The organism is Shinella sp. GW821-FHT10F02, assembly GCF_058809275.1.
In genome coordinates this window covers 1-19,942 of sequence record NZ_JBXASL010000016.1, presented here as the reverse complement: position 1 = coordinate 19,942, position 19,942 = coordinate 1, and the positions used below count along the sequence as shown (strand labels likewise).

The window sequence follows — 19,942 nt, the reverse complement described above, 5'->3', positions numbered from 1 at the left end:
ACATGGATAAAGACATTAAAAGCCTTGAATGCAAGTGAGTTTTAATATGGCTACAGTAATCACTACGGAGGATGGCACCTTCAGGCCCGACTATATTGAGAAGTGGATTCTCGGTGAGATCACGGATCTTAATGCAACGGCGATAACGCTCCTTAACCAGAATCAGTCGACGAGTTACAAATATGTATACTATGGAAAATTCACGATAGATGGGCATGGTAGTATTTCTGGTAGTATTCGTGAGTTCGTTTATTTCTATCGAGATGCGTCAAATACTTTTATTAATTTTACAGGTCTCAACGCCGATGTTGGCAAGGTCCTTGATTTGATTGAAAACGGAAATGGCCGGTCTCTTTTGAGCTACCTGCTGCGTGGAAACGATGAAATCGACGCAAGCGTTGTCCAGTCACAGTACGGGACTACCATCATAAATGGTTATAGTGGGAACGACACGCTGAAGGCGGGATTCCGTGATGACACACTTTATGGCGGCGCTGGCGATGATATACTTACCGGCGGCTCTGGGGCGGACCTGGTAAATGGCGGCGCGGGAAGGGACACGGCATCCTATGCCGGAACATCGAAGGGTGTAGTCGCAAGCCTCGAGAATGCTGCTCTAAACACTAACGACGCCAAAGGCGACACTTACTTTTTGATTGAGAACCTCAGTGGTTCGGGTCGTTCTGACAAGTTGTACGGGAATGCGGCAGCGAACGCTTTGACCGGCGGTGCGGGAAACGACCTTTTGGGTGGAGGGGGCGGTAACGACAAGCTATACGGAGGGAACGGAGCGGACGATCTCTATGGAGGCGCCGGCAAGGACGTTTTCGTCTTCAAGTCTCCAGCAGACATGTACAAGTCAAAATCAGGTACCGACACAATTTTCGACTTCTCGCAGCCTGAAAAGGATGTCATCGACCTGTCTGCGATAGACGCTAACACAAAGGAGCCAGGCAACCAGGCGTTAGTCTACCTTGGAAGCGGCTCGTTTCACAAGAAAGCTGGCGAACTTCGTTACGAAAGGTTCGCGTCAGACACATATGTCTATGGTGACACCGATGGAGATGGAAGCGCCAACTTCACCTTGCACCTCGATAATGCCGTTAGGCTGCCCCGGACGGACTTTCTACTTTAGGCTCGTGGCTGGAAATAGGCCCCTTCTAGCGCAACAGCCGCACTATATACGCCGCCCGGTATCCCCTTTTTCAAAACTGCCGGTTCACTTCTGCTTTTCGCCGGCACTCCTCCCGTCTGAGCTCCTAGAGCGTTCCTCGAAGCGATCGGCGCCCTTAGCGAGGTCTGAGCCCTTCTCGGCCTCGATCTTGCGCTCCTCGGCTCGTGTGGCTTTGTGAAGGCCTCTTGCGCCTTCCTTGCCCTTGTCGGTCGGTGCGTTCTCAATCGCCATTGCTCGTCCTCCTGTTGGTCAAGCTGCAACGGAAGCAGGTCGACGATGTTCCCGACCACAAAGGAACAACCCGATCTCCTGCACATTCATCTCATCCAACATTAGGAGATCACGAAATGCAGGACGAACGCGACAGGCGGATCAAGGCGAGGGCTTTCGAACTGTGGCAGCAGGAAGGTTCACTCGATGGCCGGACGCTCGGCCACTGGCTGCAGGCAGAGCGGGAAATCCAGGAGGAGGAAGCTGCCGAGGCCGCGCGGAGAGATCAGGGTAATGTTGTCGGCCTACTGGCGGCGAAGCGGACGCATTGAGTTGTCACTGCCGCCTGACTCGTGAGAGAAGGGCGGCCTTCCATATGCCGTGTGCCAATCATGTGCCGTAAATGCTCGCGAAGCCGAGGTAAAGGGCGCTAAATCCGCGTAAGAGTTACCTTGAATTACCTAGTCTACAACATTGATTTCATTGAGACTTCGGTGGTGAGCGCGCAGGGATTCGAACCCTGGACCTACTGATTAAAAGTCAGTTGCTCTACCGGCTGAGCTACGCGCTCCCAGGCGGCGCAAATGGAGCCCCGCGGAAGTGCGCGGAACATATGCAGGAGGGTTTGCCGGGTCAACCCGGAAAATGCGGCGAAAAACAGGTTTTGCTGCATTTCGCCGCGTTCTCCAAAAGGTGATTGGCAGGAGGGGGGCACGGGGGATATCAGAAGGCGCAAATGCGGGAGCGGGCGAGGCCATGTTGGTGGGCTCGGCCGGTTCCGGCTTGCCGTCGCGGAGTAGCCCTTGTCGATCGCCGATATTTCCCTGTTGAGCGCGCTCCTGGCCGGGGCGCTCTCGTTTCTTTCGCCCTGTGTGCTGCCGCTTGTGCCACCCTACCTCTGTTACATGGCGGGCATTTCGGTCGAGCAGTTTCGTGGCAACGATGCAGTGGCGGTGCGGCGGGATACGCGCGGCGCGGTGCTGCTGGCCGCCTTCTGTTTCACGCTCGGCTTTGCCACGGTTTTCGTGGCGCTTGGGGCCGGCGCCTCGACGATCGGCATGGTGCTGCGGCGGCATCTCGACATTCTCGCGCAGATCGGCGGCGTCATCATCATCTTGATGGGGCTGCATTTCCTTGGGCTGCTGCGCATCGGGCTTTTTGCCCGCGAAGCGCGGTTCCAGGGCGGCGGCAAGCCGGCGACGGCGTCGGGCGCTTATATCATGGGGCTCGCCTTCGCCTTCGGCTGGACGCCGTGCATCGGGCCGGTGCTGGGGGCGATCCTCGGCGTGGCGGCGGCGCGCGAGACGGTCGGCGACGGGGCGGCGCTGCTGGCGGTCTATTCGCTGGGGCTTGCGGTGCCGTTCTGGATCGCGGCCGGCTTTTCCGGCGCCTTCATGCGCTTCCTCGTGCGGTTCCGCCGCCATCTCGGCACGGTGGAAAAGGCGATGGGGGTGCTGCTCATCCTCACCGGCCTGGCCTTCATCTTCGGCTATATCAGCGCGGTCGCCATCTGGTTCCAGCAAACGTTTCCCATTCTCTCGCAAATCGGCTAGGTCGAAACATCATCCTCGGCAAGCGGGAATCGACGACGGCGCATGGCTGACATCATCGGATTGGTCCTGCCGTTCTTCGGCATGATCCTGCTCGGTTACGTGGTCGCGAAGATCACCCGGCAGCCGGTCGAGGCGCTCGGCTGGCTCAACACCTTCATCATCTACATCGCGCTGCCGGCGCTGTTCTTCAAGCTGGTGGCCAAGACGCCGATCGAGCAGCTGACACGCGTCGATTTCATCGTCGCCAATATCAGCGCGACCTACCTGGTCTTCGGCCTCGTCTTCGCCGTTGGGCTCTGGCTGCGGCGCGCGACGATCGGCGAGGCGACCATCCAGGGGCTAGCGGCGGCCTATGGTAATATCGGCTATATGGGGCCGGGGCTGGCGCTGCTGGCCTTCGGGGAGCCGGCGGCGGTGCCGGTGGCGCTGGTCTTCTGCTTCGAGAACATGCTGCACTTCATGGTAGCACCCGCGCTGATGGCGCTGGCCGGCGGGGAAAAGCGGCCGGCGATCCAGATTGCCGGCGGCATCGTACACAAGATCGTCACGCATCCCTTCATCATCGCCACGGCCGCGGGCTTTGTCGCGGCCTTTGCCGGCTTCGAGCCGCCGGCGCCGCTGCAACGGCTGATCGACTACCTGGCGCAGGCAGCAGCGCCTTGCGCGCTCTTTGCCATGGGCGTGACGCTGGCGCTGAGGCCCTTGAAGCGTGTGCCGATGGAGATCGGCTATATCGTGCCGGCGAAACTTTTGCTGCTGCCGGTCACCATGTATGTCGTGCTTGGGCTTGCCGGCAATTTCGATCCGGTCTGGGTGTTCACCGCCGTGCTGCTTGCGGCACTGCCGACGGCAACGAATGTTTTCGTCATCGGCCAGCAATATGGCGTGTGGCAAGAGCGGGCTTCCGCGACGATTCTGATCACGACGGTGCTGTCCGTCGCGACGGTGACGATCCTGCTTTACCTGATCAAGTCAGGCCTGCTTGCGGGCGACCCGTTCCCGTAAACCGTCGCGAAATGCCTTCAGCGAGCCGCCGGGCTCGATACCCTCGCGCATGACGATGCTGCGCAATGGCCCGAGTGCCGAGAGCAGGTGCAGGCCTGCCGAGCGCAGGAACTGCACGGGCAGGAAATCGGACAGAAGCGAGCGGTTGAGCAGGTCGACGCTCATGGTACGCGTGCGGATATCGGCCTGCCGCTTGCGGTCGAAACGCTCGCCGATGCCGTCATCGCCCTCCTGGATGAGGTCCTTCAGCGCCATGATGTCGCGCAGGCTGAGATTGAGGCCCTGGGCGCCGATCGGCGGGAAGGCGTGGGCGGCTTCGCCCACCAGCACGAAACGCCCCTTGCCGAAATGCCGGGCCGTCATGCCGGAGAGCGGAAAACTCTGCGGCGTGCCCTCGACGGTGACCTTGCCGAGCATGGATTGCATGCGCTCTTCCACGGCGCGGCCGAGGTCAGCGACAGGGAGTTCGCGCAGCCGCGCCGCTTCCTTCGGCGGCAGGACCCAGACGAGACTGGAACGGCGGCCAGGCAGGGGGACCTGGGTGAAGGGGCCGCTTTCCGTGTGGAATTCCGTCGAGACATTGCCGTGCGGCCGCTCATGCGCAAAATTGAGCACGAGGGCGGCCTGCGGATAGGACCAGGCGCTGACGGCGATGCCGGCGCTGTCGCGGATCTTCGATTTCTTGCCGTCGGCCCCGACGACGAGGCGTGCCGTAACGCGTTCGCCATCGTCCAGTCCGAGTTCGACGCCGTGCTCGAAGGCGGTGGCGGCCGTCACGCCGCTTTCCAGCCGGACGATGTTTTCGCGGGCGGCGATCTGCGTGTTCAGCACGTCGAGGAAGGGCGCATTCGGAATGTTGTAGCCGAAGGCGGGAAGGCCGACCTCGCTGGAGCGGAAGGCGACCGGCGGGGCGCGCAGGAGCCGCGTCGTGCCGTCGAGGATTTGCATGGTTTCGAGGGCCGCGGCATGGCGCGCGATTTCGTCCCACAGGCCAAGCGTCTTCAGGAAGGCGATCGACTGGTCCATCAGCGCCGTTGTGCGGCCATCGGCGGCGCGCGTGGGCGGGGCGATCAGCGCGACGCTTCGCCCCGAATCGGCAAGCGCGAGGGCCGCGAGGTTGCCGGCAAGGCCGGCGCCGACGATCGCGATATCGAATTCCTTCATGACCGACCTCTCAGACAGCGAAGCGTTACCCACAGATTTGGCTGCTTCTACTGCGGGAAGACTAGGCCCGCAAAGAGGCAATTTCCATGGGATGAATCGGCGCAGGCGCCGGAACCGCCCGGCAGGCAGCCGATTTTCACTGGCGATGCCGGGCAATCAATGCATATTACCGGCAGTGACCGCGTAAGAGGGCGTGTTCGGCGAACCGCGGCCGATGAAAGCCCCTCAAGGGATGGACAGCCAAAGGCGATGAAGTTTTTCAACTACAAGCGCGTGCCCTACGCGGAAATCCGTGCCTTTTCCGTCCATATCCTGACGGCATCCGGGTCGTTCCTCGCCTTTCTCGGCGTCGTGGCGGCGGCCGAACACCGTTTCGTCGACATGTTCTGGTGGCTGGGCCTGGCGCTCGTCGTCGATGGCATCGACGGGCCGATCGCGCGCAAGGTGCGGGTCAAGGAAGTGCTGCCGAACTGGTCCGGTGATACGCTGGACAATGTCATCGACTACGTGACCTACGTGCTGCTGCCGGCCTTTGCGCTCTACCAGAGCGGCATGATCGGCGAACCGTGGTCCTTCGTGGCGGCCGGCGCCATCGTCGTCTCCAGCGCCATCTATTATGCCGACATGGGCATGAAGACGGATGAATATTTCTTCTCCGGCTTTCCCGTCGTCTGGAACATGGTGGTGTTCACGCTCTTCGTCATCCAGGCGAGCGAATTGACGGCGTCGATCATCGTCTTCGTCTCCGTCTTCCTCACCTTCATGCCGATCAATTTCCTGCATCCCGTGCGCGTCGAGCGGCTGAGGGCGATCAATCTCGGCGTCTTCTTCCTGTGGGCGCTGCTCAGCGGCTACGCGCTTCTGCTGCATTTCGATACGCCGGCCTGGGTGGTCTGGGGTGTCGTGGCGACGGGGCTCTATCTTTATGTCATCGGCGCCGTCCTGCAGGCCTTTCCCAGCCTCGGGCGGTAGCCAATTCTCGGGAGAACCAGCATGACCAAGGCGATTGTCATCCGCAGTCTCGGCGGACCGGAAGTCCTGACGCTGGAGGATGTGCCGCTTGCCGCACCCGGCCCCGGCGAGGTGCAGATCAGGCAGGCCGCCATCGGCCTCAACTTCATCGACGTCTATTTCCGCACCGGCCTCTACAAGACGGAGCTTCCCTTCGTTCCCGGCAAAGAAGGCGCCGGAACGGTCACCGCGCTCGGTGAAGGCGTCACGGATTTCGCCATCGGCGACCGCGTCGCCTATGCCTCGGCGGATGGCGCCTATGCGGTGGAACGCAATGTCGCGACCAGACATCTGGTGAAGGTGCCGGAGGGCATTTCGCTCGAAACCGCGGCCGCCATGATGCTGAAGGGCATGACGGCGCAGTACCTGCTGCTTCAGACCTATCAGGTGAAGCCGGGCACCGTGCTGCTGTTCCATGCGGCGGCGGGCGGCGTCGGCCTCATTGCCGGCCAGTGGGCGAAGGCGCTCGGCGCCACGGTGATCGGCACGGCGGGCTCGCAGGCGAAGATCGACCTCGCGCTCGCGCATGGCTATGACCATGTCATCGACTACGGCAAGGACGATTTCGTCGCGCGGGTGCGCGAATTGACCGGTGGGGCGGGCGTCGACGTCGTCTACGATTCCGTCGGCAAGGACACGTTCCCGCAGTCACTGGACTGCCTGAAGCCGCGCGGCCTGTTCGTCAGCTTCGGCAATTCCTCCGGCCCGGTCGATGCCTTCAACCTCGGCCTGCTGTCGCAAAAGGGCTCGCTCTACACGACGCGGCCGACGCTCTTCGCCTACATCCCGACGCGCGAGGCGCTCGATGCATGTGCAAACTCGCTCTTTGATATTGTGCAAAGCAACAAAGTGCGTATCAATATTAATCAGACTTATCCGTTGTCCGAGGCAGGACGGGCGCACACGGATCTGGAAGCAAGAAAAACGAGTGGAACGACGTTGCTCATTCCCTGACACGACCCGAATGGGCGGCAAGGGCTGAGACCGCAGGAAAGAGGGGCAGAGTGTCAGCCGTTGGAGCGTCCGAGGGCAGCCCGTTGCTGGCTGTCCGCAGCCTGACGAAACTTTTTGGTTCGTTTGCCGCATGCAACGGCATCGATCTCGATATCCGGCCCGGCGAAATCCACGCCCTGCTGGGCGAGAACGGCGCCGGAAAATCCACCCTCGTGAAAATGCTCTTCGGCGTGCTTTCGCCGACCAGCGGGCAGATCCTGTGGAAGGGCGAGCCCGTGCGCATCCCGAGCCCCGGCGCTGCACGCCGCCTCGGCATCGGCATGGTTTTCCAGCATTTTTCGCTGTTCGAGGCGCTGACGGTCGCCGAAAACATCGCGCTGTCGCTGAGCCCCGGCATTTCGCTCTCCAAGGTGGCGGAAGAGGCCTCGCGCCTGTCGCACCTTTACGGCCTGCCGCTCGATCCGAAGGCGCATGTCGCCGACCTTTCGGTGGGCGAACGCCAGCGCATCGAGATCGTGCGCGCGCTGTTGCAGAACCCGGAACTCATCATCCTCGACGAGCCGACCTCGGTGCTGACGCCGCAGGAGGCCGACCGGCTGTTCGAGACGCTCGCCAAGCTGAAGGCGGAAGGCCGCTCGGTGCTCTATATCAGCCACCGGCTGGAAGAGGTGCAGCGCATCTGCGACCGCGCGACGGTGCTGCGCCATGGCAAGGTGACCGGCGCCTGCGACCCGCGCCAGGAAACGCCGGCCTCGCTTGCCCGCATGATGGTCGGCAGCGACGTCGCCTCGGTGACGGCCGCGGGCACCAACACCAAGGGCGAGGTGCTGCTCGAAGCCAATCATCTGAGCGTGCCGGCGCGCACACCGTTTGCCGTTACGCTGAAGAATGTCTGTCTCAAGGTGCGCGGCGGCGAGGTTCTGGCGATCGCCGGTGTTGCCGGCAACGGGCAGGGCGAGCTTTTCGATGCGCTCTCCGGCGAATATCCGGTGGCAGAAGCCTCCGCCGTCGCCATTCGCGGCAAGGCCGCCGGCAATCTCGGCATCACGGCGCGGCGGCTGATGGGCGCGGGTTTCGTGCCCGAGGAGCGCCACGGCCACGCCGCAGTGCCGTCTTTGCCGCTGTCGGACAATCTCGTGCTGGCGCGCAACCAGTCGGACCGGAAAACCTTCCTTGCCGGCGGTGTGCTCGGCATTATCAAGCACGCCGTCGTGCGCATCGCCTCCAAGCGTATTTCCGAGACGATGGACGTGCGGAAAAGCGGCGAGGACCCGGCGGCCGGTTCGCTTTCCGGCGGCAACCTGCAAAAATACATCGTCGGGCGCGAGCTCGATCGCCAGCCAGCCGTGCTGATCGTCAACCAGCCGACCTGGGGCGTCGATGCGGGGGCGGCAAGCCGCATCCGCCAGGCGCTGGTGGATCTCGCGAAATCGGGCTCGGCGGTGCTGGTGATCAGCCAGGATCTCGACGAAATCTTCGAGGTGGCGACGGAAATCGCCGTCGTCAGCGAGGGGCGGCTGTCGGATGTTTATCCGGCTCACGACCTGACGCGCGAAAAGATCGGCCTGCTGATGGGCGGCATGTACGGCAAGACGGAAGGCGGCGAGGTGGCCCATGCGCATTGAACTCGAAAAGCGCGCCAATCCCTCGACGCTCTTCTCCATCCTGTCGCCCTTCCTCGCGCTGGCGCTGACGGTGGTGGCCGGCGGCATCATGTTCGCTCTCATCGGCAAGAGCCCGGTCGCGGCACTCTACTCCTTCTTCATCGAGCCGCTGCTCGACATCTGGTCGCTGCACGAGATCGCCATCAAGGCAGCACCCCTGATCCTGATCGGCGCCGGGCTTTCGGTGTGTTACCGCTCGAACAACTGGAATATCGGCGCCGAAGGGCAGTTCATCGCCGGTGCCATTGCGGGCGCCATCGTGCCGGTCGTCTTCCATGACTGGCATTCCTCGCTCGTCCTGCCGCTGATGCTGATCTTCGGCATGATCGGCGGCGCGCTCTACGCCGCCATTCCCGCCTTCCTCAAGGCGCATATGAACACCAACGAGATCCTGACGAGCCTGATGCTGGTCTATATCGCCCAGCTCTTCCTCGACTGGCTGGTGCGCGGGCCGTGGCGCAGTCCAGACGCCTATAATTTCCCGGTGACGCGGGATTTCGTGCCGGAAGCAATCCTCCCCGAACTCATCTCCTCGGGCCGCGCCAATCTCGGCTTCGCCTTCGCCATCATCGCCGCCGTCGGGCTGTGGATCATGATGCGCTACACGCTGAAAGGCTTCGAGATCACCGTGCTCGGCCAGTCGGAGCGGGCAGGGCGCTTTGCCGGCTTCTCGTCGAAACGCATGATCTGGTTCTCGATGCTTCTTTCGGGCGCGCTTGCCGGGCTTGCCGGCATTTCCGAGGTCAGCGGCACCATCGGCAAGCTCCAGCCGATCATTTCGCCCGGCTATGGCTTTACCGCCATCATCGTCGCCTTCCTCGGCCGGCTCAATCCGCTCGGCATCATCGCCGCCGGCCTGTTCCTGGCGCTGACCTATGTGGGGGGCGAGGCGGTGCAGTTGACGCTCAGCGTCTCCGACAAGGTCACGCGCGTCTTCCAGGGGCTGCTGCTGTTCTTCGTGCTCTCCTGCGATACGCTGATCCAGTACAAGATCCGGCTGGTCTTCTCGCGGTTCGGCCAGACCACGGAAGGGAGCGCGCACTGATGGGTATCATCGAAGCGATCCTCTTGACCGTCATCACCGCCGCAACACCGCTGGTGCTGGCTTCCCTCGGCGAACTCGTCACCGAGCGGTCGGGCGTGCTCAATCTCGGCGTCGAAGGCATGATGGTGATGGGCGCCGTGCTGGCCTTTGCCGCCACGCAGGCGACGGGCTCGCCCTATATCGGCATTCTCGCCGGCATTGCCTGCGGCGCGGTGTTTTCGCTGCTCTTCGGCTTCCTGACGCTGACGCTCGTCGCCAACCAGGTGGCGACCGGCCTTGCGCTCACCATTCTCGGCCTCGGCGTTTCCGGCCAGATCGGCGAGCCCTATGTCGGCATGTCGGGCATCAAGCTGCAACCGATCGTCATCCCGCTGCTCGCCGACATTCCGTTCCTCGGGCCGCTACTCTTCAAGCAGGACCTGATCTTCTACCTGTCGATCGCGCTGGTCATCGGCGTCAACTGGTTCCTGTTCAAAAGCCGCGCGGGCCTGAAGCTGCGCGCTATCGGCGACAGCCATGGCTCGGCCCATGCGCTCGGCATCCATGTCATCCGCACGCGCTATCTCGCCGTGATGTTCGGCGGCGCCTGCGCCGGGCTTGCCGGTGCGCAGCTCTCGCTTGTCTATACGCCGCAATGGGTGGAGAACATGTCGGCGGGGCGCGGCTGGATTGCGCTGGCGCTCGTCGTCTTCGCCTCGTGGCGGCCCTGGCGGTTGCTTGCGGGTGGTTATCTTTTCGGTGCGGTCTCGATCAGCCAGCTACACGCCCAGGCATTCGGCATCGGCATCCCCTCGCAGTTCCTGTCGGCGCTTCCCTACGCCGCCACTGTGATCGTGCTCGTCCTGATATCGCACAATCGGCGCACCACGCTGATCAACACGCCCGCCTCGCTCGGCAAGCCCTTCGTGCCCGATCGATAGGAAAACAAGAAAAACAACCACTTCTAACCACAGAGGATAAAATGAAGAAAATCATTCTCGCTCTCGCCACCTCGGCCGCCGTTCTCGGCTTTGCCGCCGCCGCCAATGCCCAGGACGCCACAAAGATCTGCTTCATCTATGTCGGCTCCAAGACCGACGGCGGCTGGACGCAGGCGCACGACATCGGCCGCCAGGCGCTCCAGGCCGAATTCGGCGACAAGATCGAAACGCCGTTCCTGGAAAACGTGCCGGAGGGCCCGGATGCCGAGCGCGCCATCGAGCGCATGGCGCGTTCGGGCTGCGCGCTGGTCTTCACCACGTCGTTCGGCTTCATGGACGCGACCGTCAAGGTCGCAGAAAAATTCCCGGACGTGAAGTTCGAACATGCGACCGGCTTCAAATCCGGCCCGAACGTCGCGACCTACAATTCGCGCTTCTATGAAGGTCGCTATATTCAGGGCCTGATCGCGGCAAAGATGTCCCAGAAGGGTGTTGCCGGCTACATCGCCTCCTTCCCGATCCCGGAAGTGGTGATGGGCATCAATTCCTTCGTGCACGGCGCGCAGTCGATCAACCCGGACTTCAAGGTCAAGGTCATCTGGGCCAACACCTGGTTCGACCCCGGCAAGGAAGCCGACGCCGCCAAGGCGCTGATCGACCAGGGCGTCGACATCCTGACCCAGCACACCGACACGACCGCGCCGATGCAGGTTGCCGCCGAACGCGGCATCAAGGCCTTCGGCCAGGCATCCGACATGATCAAGGCCGGCCCGGAAACGCAGCTGACCGCCATCGTCGACACCTGGGGCGCTTACTACATCAAGCGCACCAAGGCCGTTCTCGACGGCACCTGGAAGTCAGAGCAGGTCTGGGACGGCCTGAAGGACGGCATCCTCACCATGGCGCCCTACACCAACATGCCGGACGACGTGAAGAAGCTCGCGGAAGAAGCGGAAGCCAAGATCCGCTCCGGCGAACTGCACCCCTTCACCGGCCCGATCAAGAAGCAGGACGGCTCGGATTGGCTGGCTGACGGCGCCGTCTCCGACGACGGCACGCTGCTCGGCATGAACTTCTACATCGCCGGCGTCGACGACCAGCTGCCGAAGTAAGCTTCCCGACCCACGACGATACAGGGGCGCCTCGCAAGAGGCGCCTTTTTTCATTGTGAAAGCGGGATGACGCGAACGGACTTTGCGGAATCGGCGACGCACTTTATACCTGCCAGACGGCCCCGGAACAAAATGGGTGTTTTGGGGCGCAGGAGGGGACATACTTGCGCAGGGGTTTGCTTGAGACCGTGATCAGCGGGATGAACACGCGCACCAGCCACGCGCAGGTCGTCAACGAGCTCGGAAGAGCCATCATCGCCGGCGAGTATCCGGTCGGCGCGACCTTGCCGGGCGATGCCGATCTCGCCGCCCGCTTCAAGGTCTCCCGCACGGTCCTGCGCGAGGCGATGAAGACGCTCGCCGCGAAGGGCCTCGTCGTGCCGCGCGCGCGCATCGGCACGCGGGTGACGCCGAACACCCAATGGAACCTCTTCGACAGCGATATCCTCACCTGGTACTTCGCCGTGGGGGTCAACGAGGATTTTCTGCTGCATCTGTCCGAAGTACGCCTGGCTTTCGAACCGCATGCGGCGGCCCTTGCGGCACGCCATGCCTCCGAGGCCGATATCAGCCAGATGATGCGCCTTGCCGTCGCCATGGGCGATCCGGAGCATACGGCGGAAACGCTCGCCATAGCGGACCTGAAATTCCACCTGTCGGTGCTCGAAGCCTCGCGCAACCCCTTCCTGCGCACGCTGGGCAGCCTGATCGAGGCCGGGCTCGTCGGTGCCTTCAAGCTCTCTTCGCCCGCCGCCGACCGCGGCAAGATCGGCGACGTCTCGACCAGCCATATCCGCATCGTCGAGGAGATCGACAAGCGGGACGAGGACGGTGCGCGCCGCGCCATGGAGAATGTCATCAGGGTCGGCCGCGAGCGCGTCGTCCAGGCGCTGCGTCACGAAAACTAGTCAGGTCGGGGAGGGTGCGGGGAGATCGAGTTCACCCTGCGCGCTGCCGCCATCGGTCACCCGATGCCCCTTTTCCGCGTCCAAGGCAAGCAACTGCTCCGACATGGCGGCGGCAAGCTCGTCTTTCGCAATGATGACGTGATTGGCGCCGAACTGCCGCAGATGGTCCGCCTCGGCTCGAGAGGCCGCGCGCGCCACGATGGCGAGTGCGCCATTCGCAGAACGCGCCTGCTCGATCAGCGTGCCGGCCGCAAAGGCGTCCGGAATGGCGGCTATCAACCAGCGCGCGCCCGCGATGTTCGCCTGCGCCAGCACGCCGCGATTGCCCGCCGGCTCGCCGATCGCCTCGATGCCCTGTTCGCGCAGCGCTTCGGCAACACCCGCCCGCTCCTCGATGACGATAAGGGGAATGCCGGCCCCGCGCAGCCGCTCGACGATGCGCCTGCCGACGCCGCCATAGCCCACCACCACCGCGTGATCGCTGAGCGTCGTCGGTTCCGGCTCGTCTTCGTCCGGTTCCTCCGGCTGTGCAGCCGCATCCTCGCCGCCCTCCGTTTCCTCTGCGGCATCCAGCTTTGCGCCGTAATGGTCGACCGCCATGAACAGCAGCGGGTTGACGAGGATGGAGAACAGCGCGCCGGCGACGACGAGGTCCTGCGCCACGGCCGGAAGCAAGTCCAGGCCCACGCCGAGCACCACCAGAATGAAGGAGAATTCGCCGATCTGCGCCAGGCTTGCGGCAATGGTGAGCGCGATCGTGCGTGGATAACCGAAAGCCTTGACGATGAGGTAGGCAGCCGCCGACTTGATGAAGACGATGGTGACGAAGGTCGCGAGGATGGCCAGTGGCCGCTCGACGAGGTTGACCGGGTCAAACAGCATGCCGACGGAGACGAAGAACAGCACCGCGAAGGCATCGCGCAGCGGCAGGGTTTCGCGCGCGGCCTGCTGGCTGAGCTGCGATTCCGCCAGCACCATGCCGGCGAAGAAAGCACCGAGCGCAAAGGACACGCCGAAGAGCTTTGCCGAGCCATAGGCGACGCCAAGCGCAATGGCCAGAACCGAAAGCCGGAACAACTCGCGCGAGCCGGTATGCGCCACGTAGTGCAGGATCATCGGAATGACCTTGCGGCCGACGACGAGCATCAGCGCGATGAAGGCCGAGACCTTCAGCGCCGTGACGCCGACCGCCGTCCAGACAGCGCCGATCCCCAGCGCCCGCGTCAGGTCCGGATCGACATCCGCAGTCTGCGCCGTGCCGCCCAGCACGCCGGCAAGCGGCGGCAGGAGCACGAGCGTCAACACCATGACGAGGTCCTCGACGATCAGCCAGCCGACCGCGATGCGCCCCTTTTCCGTCTCCACCATGCGGCGCTCCTGCAGCGCGCGCAGGAGCACAACGGTACTGGCGACGGAGAGCGACAGGCCGAAGACGAAACCGCTGCCCGCCGACCACCCCATCGCAAGCGCCAGCAACAGGCCGAAGAAGGTCGCGACGACGATCTGGCCGAGCGCGCCCGGAATGGCGATCGCCCGCACAGAGAGAAGGTCCTTCAGCGAAAAATGCAGGCCCACACCGAACATCAGCAGGATGACGCCGATTTCCGCCAGTTCGTTTGCCAGTTTCTGATCGGCAACGAAGCCCGGCGTGAAGGGACCGATGACCACGCCGGCCAGAAGGTAGCCGGCTATCGGCGGCAGGCGAAAACGATGGGCGACCAGCCCCGCTAGGAAGGCGAGGCAGATACCGGCAACCAGCGTGGCGATCAGCGGTGTCGCATGGGGCAAGCGCGTCTATCCTGATTCCGTGGGAATTCAAGAGGATAGGGTAGGGCGGCCGGCCGCCCCGCGCAAGACGCGAATCCGAAAGAACGCGACGCGCTTCAGTCGTCGTTGCTGGCGTTCAGCTCTTCCGGCCGCATGCCCTCATCCGCCGCTTTCGTTGCGAGTTGGGCCGCCCCCATCGCCTGGTAGAGGTTGAACAGCGATTCGCTGGCGCGCGCCGCAAGGCGGAACCATTCCGTATTGCCGGCAATGGCAGGGTGGTGGAGAAGCTGGTCGTCGACGAGATCGAGCACGATCGAGGTCGTGTGCACCGCCTCATGGAAGCCGAAGGAGCCGGAGGTGTAATGCGCGAGCAGTTCCGTTGGCGTCATGGCGCGCTCTTCGGCCAGAATGTCGAGCTGCTTCAGCCGTTCGTCTTCCAGTTCGATGTCGGTGCTTTCCAGCATGGTCCGTCTCCGTTGCCGTCGTCGCGTCAGAAATACTCGATTCGCACGTAGCGGTGGATGAGAAGTAACGAACGATCGGGCTGGATGCGATAGGTTTCGACGACCGGGCGACCATATTGGTCGTTGAACGTGTGTTCGAACGTGCTGCCGATCGGCGCCTTGGTGAGTTTCGTGCGCGACTGCCCATTATAGGTGATGCTGCCGCGAATGGGCTCGACGCCGCCGGAATAGCCTGCAGTGCAAGCGGCAAGCGAAAGGGCGGCGAGACAGGCGAGGGCTATCCGGACCATGATGATCTCCTTCTGCCTCGAAATCTAGCAGATCGCCGCCGCGCATCCAGATGGAAAAGGGCGGCCGAAGCCGCCCGTTTCGTGTGTCAGCCCTGCGGCGTGAGTGTCACCGACGTGCCGGTGGCGGCAAGATTCAGGCCGATCTGACCGCTGACGCTGATCGTCTGCAGGTGGATCGAGCCGGACGTGCCGCCGACCAAGAGGTTGGTGCCGACGCCGAAGCCGAGCGTGGCTTCCGCCGTCGCGCCCTGGTAGAGGCCGCCGAGCGAACCCTGATGGTAGCCGGCCGTCGGCGCGAAGACCGCCCAGACGATGCGGCCCTGCGTGGTGAAACCGAGGTCGACGCCCATCTTGCGGATCACGCCGGAATAAGTGTCATGCTCGCCGCGGGTCGACGAGAACACGCAATCGACGGACTTCGCCGAGCCGAGCACGTAACCCACGCCGCCGCCGACATCGCAGGTCAGCATGCCGATCTTGACGCCATCGCGATCGCCGCGGTCGACGGAGACCGGTGCTTCCTCGCGGATCACCATGTCTGCCGCGCCAGCCGTGGTTGCGAGAGCCTGCGCAAGGCTCAGCGCGAGGACGGTTCCAAGCTTCTTGTTCATCTGTGCACTCCTTCTAACTGGCACGATAATGGCGAATCCGGTGCTTTGGTTCCGGTCGCAGCCGCATCTCATGGTGAAGATCGTGGCGGAGTGTGGGCAAGTAACTTTTTGCTAACAAATAGTGCGTACGCATGCGGCCAGTGCCCGCCGGTTGAGGCTTTTCAACAACATATGGGGCAGGGAGCGCGTACTCGCGCGCTCACACCTCGTTGATCGTCGGCAGATGGGTGATCACTTCGTCCCGGCGCTTCTCATCGAGCGGCGCGATATGCGCGTTCCAGTAGGCCTCCGCCGCGCGCGTCTCGTGTTTCCATTGCCGCGTGCTGACATGGTTGTCGTCGATCTTGGCGAGCCGTCGGCCGCCGAGGCGGAGATAGTCTGCGGCGAGTTTTGCGGTGGATGTCTGTTCCATGGCCAGCCTCCTTGGTGACGGACCAAAACAGTTCCTGCCGCCGATTGTTCCGGCAATAAAAAAGGCCGGGGCGAAACCGCACCGACCTTCCTCATCATCACCTGTTCACCCGTGCCAGTACATCCGTGGTCAAAAGCATTAGGTGATGCGGCCATCGCGAGCGACAGAAGCTTTCCAGCGCTCATCAGCAAGGCCGATGACGGTGATATAGGGGGCCATTGTGTTCAAATCAAGGGCTCGTCATCCGACATTGACGAGACAGGCAAAACTGCTAAAAAGCCGCATCGCCTGAAGGGGCGGCAAACCGGCCCGAAACCCGGTGTCGCAGCTTTTCCGAAAACCGGGAAAAGAGCACCTTCATCGACGGGGAAGAGTGTCCGAGTGGTTTAAGGAACCGGTCTTGAAAACCGGCGTAGGCGAGAGTCTACCGTGGGTTCGAATCCCACCTCTTCCGCCAAGGCTCTCTGTTTTGATTGAGTAATTTTCTTATTTCAGAGCGTCATCCCTCTCGTTACCCTACCGCGAAACGCACCATTCTTGGCTTTGTGACTTGTAACGTTGCTTACAAGCGCAGAGCGCTTGTAACAAAACGTGATCGAAGCGTCTCATAGAGAACATATCGAACTCACCTTCTGTCAAACACCTGTAGTTGCAATAGTTTAGCAGTGTATGTCATTTCATGACATACATATCTGTTTGGGTACGAAATACAACCGTATGATTTATATAGCTATTTTAGGATTTTCGCTTGGATGGCACGCTGGCTTTTCAAAAATGGAGCCACAACATGACAAAGCCTGAGAGACCCGCATTGCTGTCTATCCCAGCGGCGGCTTCTACCTCTCGATTTCCCGCGCCAGCGTCTACCGCCTGACCAAAGCTGACGATCTTCCGCCGGTTAAAGTAGTTGGTCGCAGCCTGAACCGCCGATCTGATGCCGATGCCTTGTGGGAACCAGCGCGATTGATGACAATGCCAGGGCCAACGCAACCGCGGACACGGGGATTCTCGGATGAGCGGCGCGGTCACTGGGCGACGGCGTCCAATCACGAAGCAACTCCCAAAGGATACGTTGCTTGAGACCCTGGTCGGCAACTGGGTCGAGCGGGGTGCTGACGAAGATTGGCAGGAAAGCACAAATCTAGACGTTCATGCGATCGGCGTGTACAGCTTGTTGAAACGGAAGCCGCGCGTGTGGATGCTCCCAAAAGCATTTTTCGTGGAAGAAGTACTTCTTCCGTATGTTGCGCGCCTATCCAGCCGAAGAACCTTTCACGAGGGCGCTGGACGAAGCAGCACGTAGCGGCCAACCAATGCAACGAGATCGGGAAGGCGCCGTGGCAAGACACGGGGAAGCTCCGGCTAAGGTTGATAAGAACTTCGGGTCCGAGCGTTGTAGAAAGATGGGTGAAATGCCCATCTTTCCCGACTCCATACGGCATAGCCGTAACACCGCGCGCGGATAAACACTGTTTTTCACCGACCTATGGTAGAATTCTTAGTTTATTCAACGACATATCGGCGCGCGGCATAGCTGTAACAGGAGAGGGTATGGCGAATGCTTTTGCCTGTATACTTATGCGCCTCGCCCTTCGGATATGGCACACCGACGAGAAGCTCTCTCAGTACGCGTTCGGGCCGCCGGATCACGGCATCAGATATGGCTTTGCATGGTGGGCTTACCATTGGAGCCGCACCCGCCTTCCGTAAGCCTGTAGGCAGGCGTGTATCGAGCCAGAGCCCACTCCGGTTTCATCCCCGGTGGTGGGCTTTCGCATTTGACCCAATCACGGGATTTTCCTTTAGTTGAGCGATTATCACAGCCTATTCAATGGGTTGAAGATTTGATTGCCTTTTGATTGGGCTTTCGTTTCAGAAAAAGGCGGCACAATCACACCGCAATGCGACGAGCCGCTTTGTCTGCTGCTTTGCGATCAGCGCCATGCAAGGCGATGATCTTCGTTGCGTCTTCAACTGAGATGCGATGCTTCTTCGCCAGTGTCTTGGCGTCATAAGGTTGGCCGGGCGCTGATGCGCCGTTCGAAGATGCCATGATGTTCTCCTTGGGATTTCGGCTAGGCATGGACGCCACGAGGCCCGCGCGAGCCGGTAGGCAGTATGTAGGCGCTATAGCACCACAACGCAACCTTCGTCTGGGCCTCACCTCTCGGCCCGAGCGCTAAGCGCAAGCAAGGAGCATGACATGATCGGCATGACCCTCTGTTGCCCCGCATCCGGGCATATCCGGCACTGTAGACGCGCAGACCGTGCAGCTCAACGGCAAGGCACTGGTGCGCATCGGCGACCGGTGGGTCGAGGCTGAGGGCTTCGTGCCTGCAGTCCGAACAATTGAGAATGGCATACGAATTCCACTCTAGGCTCAGGACTCGTTGATGAGAGGCAGAAGATAACGGTTGCGGCGAGAGCGCTGGCGGAGAAGAAGGCCATTGGGCACCTGTCGTAGCGCGTAGCGACACGCCGCCAGTCCTTTAGACGCCCGAACATGATTTCGATCCGGTTGCGCCGTTTGTAGCGGCGCTTGTCGTATTTGACGGTTTTGTTCCGGGCTTTCCGACCCGGAATGCAGGGAGTGATCCCTTTGGACTGTAAAGCGTCACGAAACCAGTTAGCATCATAGCCACGGTCAGCCAGCAGCCATTTGGCCTTGAGAAGCTCATCAAGCAAGGCGGCAGCGCCGGTGTAATCGCTGACCTGACCCTAAGACAGCGTCGCCCGCGCAAGTCCTTTCTTGCCCCTACTCCAACTCCGGCAGTCTCCAGTCGGGAAGAGGATCGTTCGGGCAGAGGGCGAAGTTCTCTTCGCATAAAGCCTTGCAAAAGATCAACTCGTGGGGGTCAAGGCCAACAAGGATCGCACCGAAGAGCGCTTCTAGGCGTTCGGGTGTACCGGGTAGGGAGTAGGCCTTGGCGCATGAAACCTAAACTCTCGGTACGATATGATTGCCGCGCCGCACAATAAATCTGCTTTAAATCATGACCTCCACCAGAGGTGGAGGTTTGAAACGCTGCGCTAGAAGCGGTTTTGCTATAAGTTAGTAGCTACGATTAAAGAGGTCGGCAAAGTCGGAAGCTTTGTCGGCCTTTTCCTGATTACGGATATAACGTCTGACGACCTGCTCGTCATAGCCAGCCGTAGACACGAAGTACCCACGCGCCCAAAAGTGATAGCCTTTGTAGCGCCGTTTGCGCGCATATTTGTTGGCAATGTAAAGGGCGGTCTTGCCCTTCAAAAAACCCACTATGTGCGAAACCGAATACTTCGGGGGGATCGATATCAGCATATGCACGTGGTCGGGCATAAGGTGCCCTTCCTTGATCTCGCATTCCTTTTGTCGAGCAAGCCTGTGCAAAAGCTCACCCAACTCCCGTCTCACGTCCTCGTAAAGGCGTTTCGTCCGGTACTTACTCGCAAAAACAACATGGTACTTGCAGTCCGACGTCGCGTGCGATTGCGATCGTTCTTCCATAAAACCTCCGTTCTATGTCGCCGCAAAGCAAGCGGTCCAAGCCGGAGGTCTCTCAACTACGATGTAGAACTCGTCCAGTCCTCCACCGCAGGTGGAGGTTTACTTCTCTTATAAGAAAGAAGCCGCCCCGGGAGGCGGCTTCGATCAGGTCTAGCGCTTGACGATCAATGCGGTTTCTTCGTCGTCACGCT

The 19,942-nt window shown here is 61.5% G+C and carries 20 protein-coding genes, 2 tRNA genes and 1 pseudogene; 12 read left to right on the top strand and 11 right to left on the bottom strand.

Annotated features, from left to right (window positions below; all coding sequences use genetic code 11):
• The first annotated feature begins 46 nt into the window (after positions 1–46).
• The gene (locus AC1RWL_RS31400; RefSeq protein ID WP_493097409.1) at positions 47–1,135 is read left to right on the top strand and encodes a calcium-binding protein; all 1,089 of its coding nucleotides are present in this window, start codon (positions 47–49) and stop codon (positions 1,133–1,135) included.
• 84 nt (positions 1,136–1,219) lie between these two features.
• Here AC1RWL_RS31400 and AC1RWL_RS31395 read toward each other — a convergent pair whose 3' ends face one another.
• Complete coding sequence (locus AC1RWL_RS31395) at positions 1,220–1,405, bottom strand: hypothetical protein (RefSeq protein WP_493097408.1); 186 nt, start codon at positions 1,403–1,405, stop codon at positions 1,220–1,222.
• Positions 1,406–1,521: 116 nt separating this feature from the next.
• On the opposite strand from AC1RWL_RS31395, the gene AC1RWL_RS31390 reads away from it, so the two are divergent.
• On the top strand, positions 1,522–1,716 hold the full coding sequence (locus AC1RWL_RS31390) for a DUF2934 domain-containing protein (protein WP_493097407.1): 195 nt from the start codon (positions 1,522–1,524) through the stop codon (positions 1,714–1,716).
• A 163-nt stretch (positions 1,717–1,879) separates the two neighbouring features.
• On the opposite strand, the gene AC1RWL_RS31385 is transcribed toward AC1RWL_RS31390, so the two are convergent.
• Positions 1,880–1,955 (bottom strand) — tRNA-Lys (locus tag AC1RWL_RS31385).
• Between the two features lie 232 nt (positions 1,956–2,187).
• On the opposite strand from AC1RWL_RS31385, the gene AC1RWL_RS31380 reads away from it, so the two are divergent.
• Together AC1RWL_RS31380 and AC1RWL_RS31375 are read left to right on the top strand one after the other, a co-directional pair.
• Complete coding sequence (locus tag AC1RWL_RS31380) at positions 2,188–2,937, top strand: cytochrome c biogenesis CcdA family protein (protein WP_256115887.1); 750 nt, start codon at positions 2,188–2,190, stop codon at positions 2,935–2,937.
• Between the two features lie 42 nt (positions 2,938–2,979).
• Positions 2,980–3,942, top strand: a complete 963-nt coding sequence (locus tag AC1RWL_RS31375) for an AEC family transporter (RefSeq protein WP_493097406.1) — start codon at positions 2,980–2,982, stop codon at positions 3,940–3,942.
• Here AC1RWL_RS31375 and AC1RWL_RS31370 read toward each other — a convergent pair.
• Positions 3,910–5,106 (bottom strand): UbiH/UbiF family hydroxylase, encoded by a 1,197-nt coding sequence (locus AC1RWL_RS31370; protein WP_493097405.1) that lies wholly within the window; start codon positions 5,104–5,106, stop codon positions 3,910–3,912. The two genes, AC1RWL_RS31375 and AC1RWL_RS31370, sit on opposite strands and share 33 nt — an antisense overlap.
• Positions 5,107–5,355: 249 nt before the next feature.
• Between AC1RWL_RS31370 and pcsA the strand changes: the two genes are divergently transcribed.
• From pcsA to AC1RWL_RS31335, 7 genes are all read left to right on the top strand, one after another.
• On the top strand, positions 5,356–6,078 hold the full coding sequence (pcsA, locus tag AC1RWL_RS31365; protein ID WP_256115890.1) for a phosphatidylcholine synthase: 723 nt from the start codon (positions 5,356–5,358) through the stop codon (positions 6,076–6,078).
• A gap of 21 nt (positions 6,079–6,099) precedes the next feature.
• Positions 6,100–7,071, top strand: a complete 972-nt coding sequence (locus tag AC1RWL_RS31360) for a quinone oxidoreductase family protein (protein WP_493097404.1) — start codon at positions 6,100–6,102, stop codon at positions 7,069–7,071.
• Between the two features lie 50 nt (positions 7,072–7,121).
• Positions 7,122–8,696 carry an ABC transporter ATP-binding protein gene (locus AC1RWL_RS31355; protein ID WP_493097403.1) on the top strand — a complete coding sequence of 525 codons (1,575 nt, stop codon included), beginning with the start codon at positions 7,122–7,124 and terminating at the stop codon, positions 8,694–8,696.
• A complete protein-coding gene (locus tag AC1RWL_RS31350) occupies positions 8,686–9,780 on the top strand; it encodes an ABC transporter permease (RefSeq protein ID WP_256115893.1) in 1,095 nt (364 codons plus the stop codon). Before AC1RWL_RS31355 ends, AC1RWL_RS31350 begins: the two co-directional genes overlap by 11 nt.
• Positions 9,780–10,700: an ABC transporter permease gene (locus tag AC1RWL_RS31345; protein WP_492649619.1), complete on the top strand. Its 921-nt coding sequence runs from the start codon at positions 9,780–9,782 to the stop codon at positions 10,698–10,700. Before AC1RWL_RS31350 ends, AC1RWL_RS31345 begins: the two co-directional genes overlap by 1 nt.
• A gap of 41 nt (positions 10,701–10,741) precedes the next feature.
• Complete coding sequence (locus AC1RWL_RS31340; protein WP_435268464.1) at positions 10,742–11,812, top strand: BMP family ABC transporter substrate-binding protein; 1,071 nt, start codon at positions 10,742–10,744, stop codon at positions 11,810–11,812.
• Between the two features lie 200 nt (positions 11,813–12,012).
• On the top strand, positions 12,013–12,720 hold the full coding sequence (locus AC1RWL_RS31335; protein WP_435268503.1) for a FadR/GntR family transcriptional regulator: 708 nt from the start codon (positions 12,013–12,015) through the stop codon (positions 12,718–12,720).
• Here the strand turns inward: AC1RWL_RS31335 and AC1RWL_RS31330 are convergent, their stop codons facing one another.
• From AC1RWL_RS31330 to AC1RWL_RS31310, 5 genes are all read right to left on the bottom strand, one after another.
• Complete coding sequence (locus AC1RWL_RS31330) at positions 12,721–14,508, bottom strand: cation:proton antiporter domain-containing protein (RefSeq protein ID WP_493097402.1); 1,788 nt, start codon at positions 14,506–14,508, stop codon at positions 12,721–12,723. It lies immediately after the preceding gene.
• Positions 14,509–14,603: 95 nt separating this feature from the next.
• A complete protein-coding gene (locus AC1RWL_RS31325) occupies positions 14,604–14,951 on the bottom strand; it encodes a hypothetical protein (RefSeq protein ID WP_439630935.1) in 348 nt (115 codons plus the stop codon).
• A 26-nt stretch (positions 14,952–14,977) separates the two neighbouring features.
• Complete coding sequence (locus AC1RWL_RS31320) at positions 14,978–15,241, bottom strand: hypothetical protein (RefSeq protein ID WP_493097401.1); 264 nt, start codon at positions 15,239–15,241, stop codon at positions 14,978–14,980.
• Positions 15,242–15,327: 86 nt separating this feature from the next.
• A complete protein-coding gene (locus AC1RWL_RS31315) occupies positions 15,328–15,852 on the bottom strand; it encodes a DUF992 domain-containing protein (RefSeq protein ID WP_256115900.1) in 525 nt (174 codons plus the stop codon).
• 199 nt (positions 15,853–16,051) lie between these two features.
• Positions 16,052–16,264, bottom strand: coding sequence for a hypothetical protein (locus AC1RWL_RS31310; protein ID WP_256115902.1), 213 nt, complete (start codon positions 16,262–16,264; stop codon positions 16,052–16,054).
• Positions 16,265–16,631: 367 nt separating this feature from the next.
• On the opposite strand from AC1RWL_RS31310, the gene AC1RWL_RS31305 reads away from it, so the two are divergent.
• Positions 16,632–16,721: transfer RNA gene (locus AC1RWL_RS31305), tRNA-Ser, on the top strand.
• A gap of 1,434 nt (positions 16,722–18,155) precedes the next feature.
• Here the strand turns inward: AC1RWL_RS31305 and AC1RWL_RS31300 are convergent.
• From AC1RWL_RS31300 to tnpA, 3 genes and pseudogenes are all read right to left on the bottom strand, one after another.
• Entirely contained in the window at positions 18,156–18,317 is a 162-nt protein-coding gene (locus AC1RWL_RS31300) for a hypothetical protein (protein WP_493097400.1), read from the bottom strand.
• A gap of 344 nt (positions 18,318–18,661) precedes the next feature.
• Positions 18,662–18,982: pseudogene (locus tag AC1RWL_RS31295) on the bottom strand (transposase); the annotation flags it as partial.
• Positions 18,983–19,316: 334 nt separating this feature from the next.
• Positions 19,317–19,751 (bottom strand): IS200/IS605 family transposase, encoded by a 435-nt coding sequence (tnpA, locus tag AC1RWL_RS31290; RefSeq protein ID WP_493097399.1) that lies wholly within the window; start codon positions 19,749–19,751, stop codon positions 19,317–19,319.
• Between the last annotated feature and the right edge of the window lie 191 nt (positions 19,752–19,942).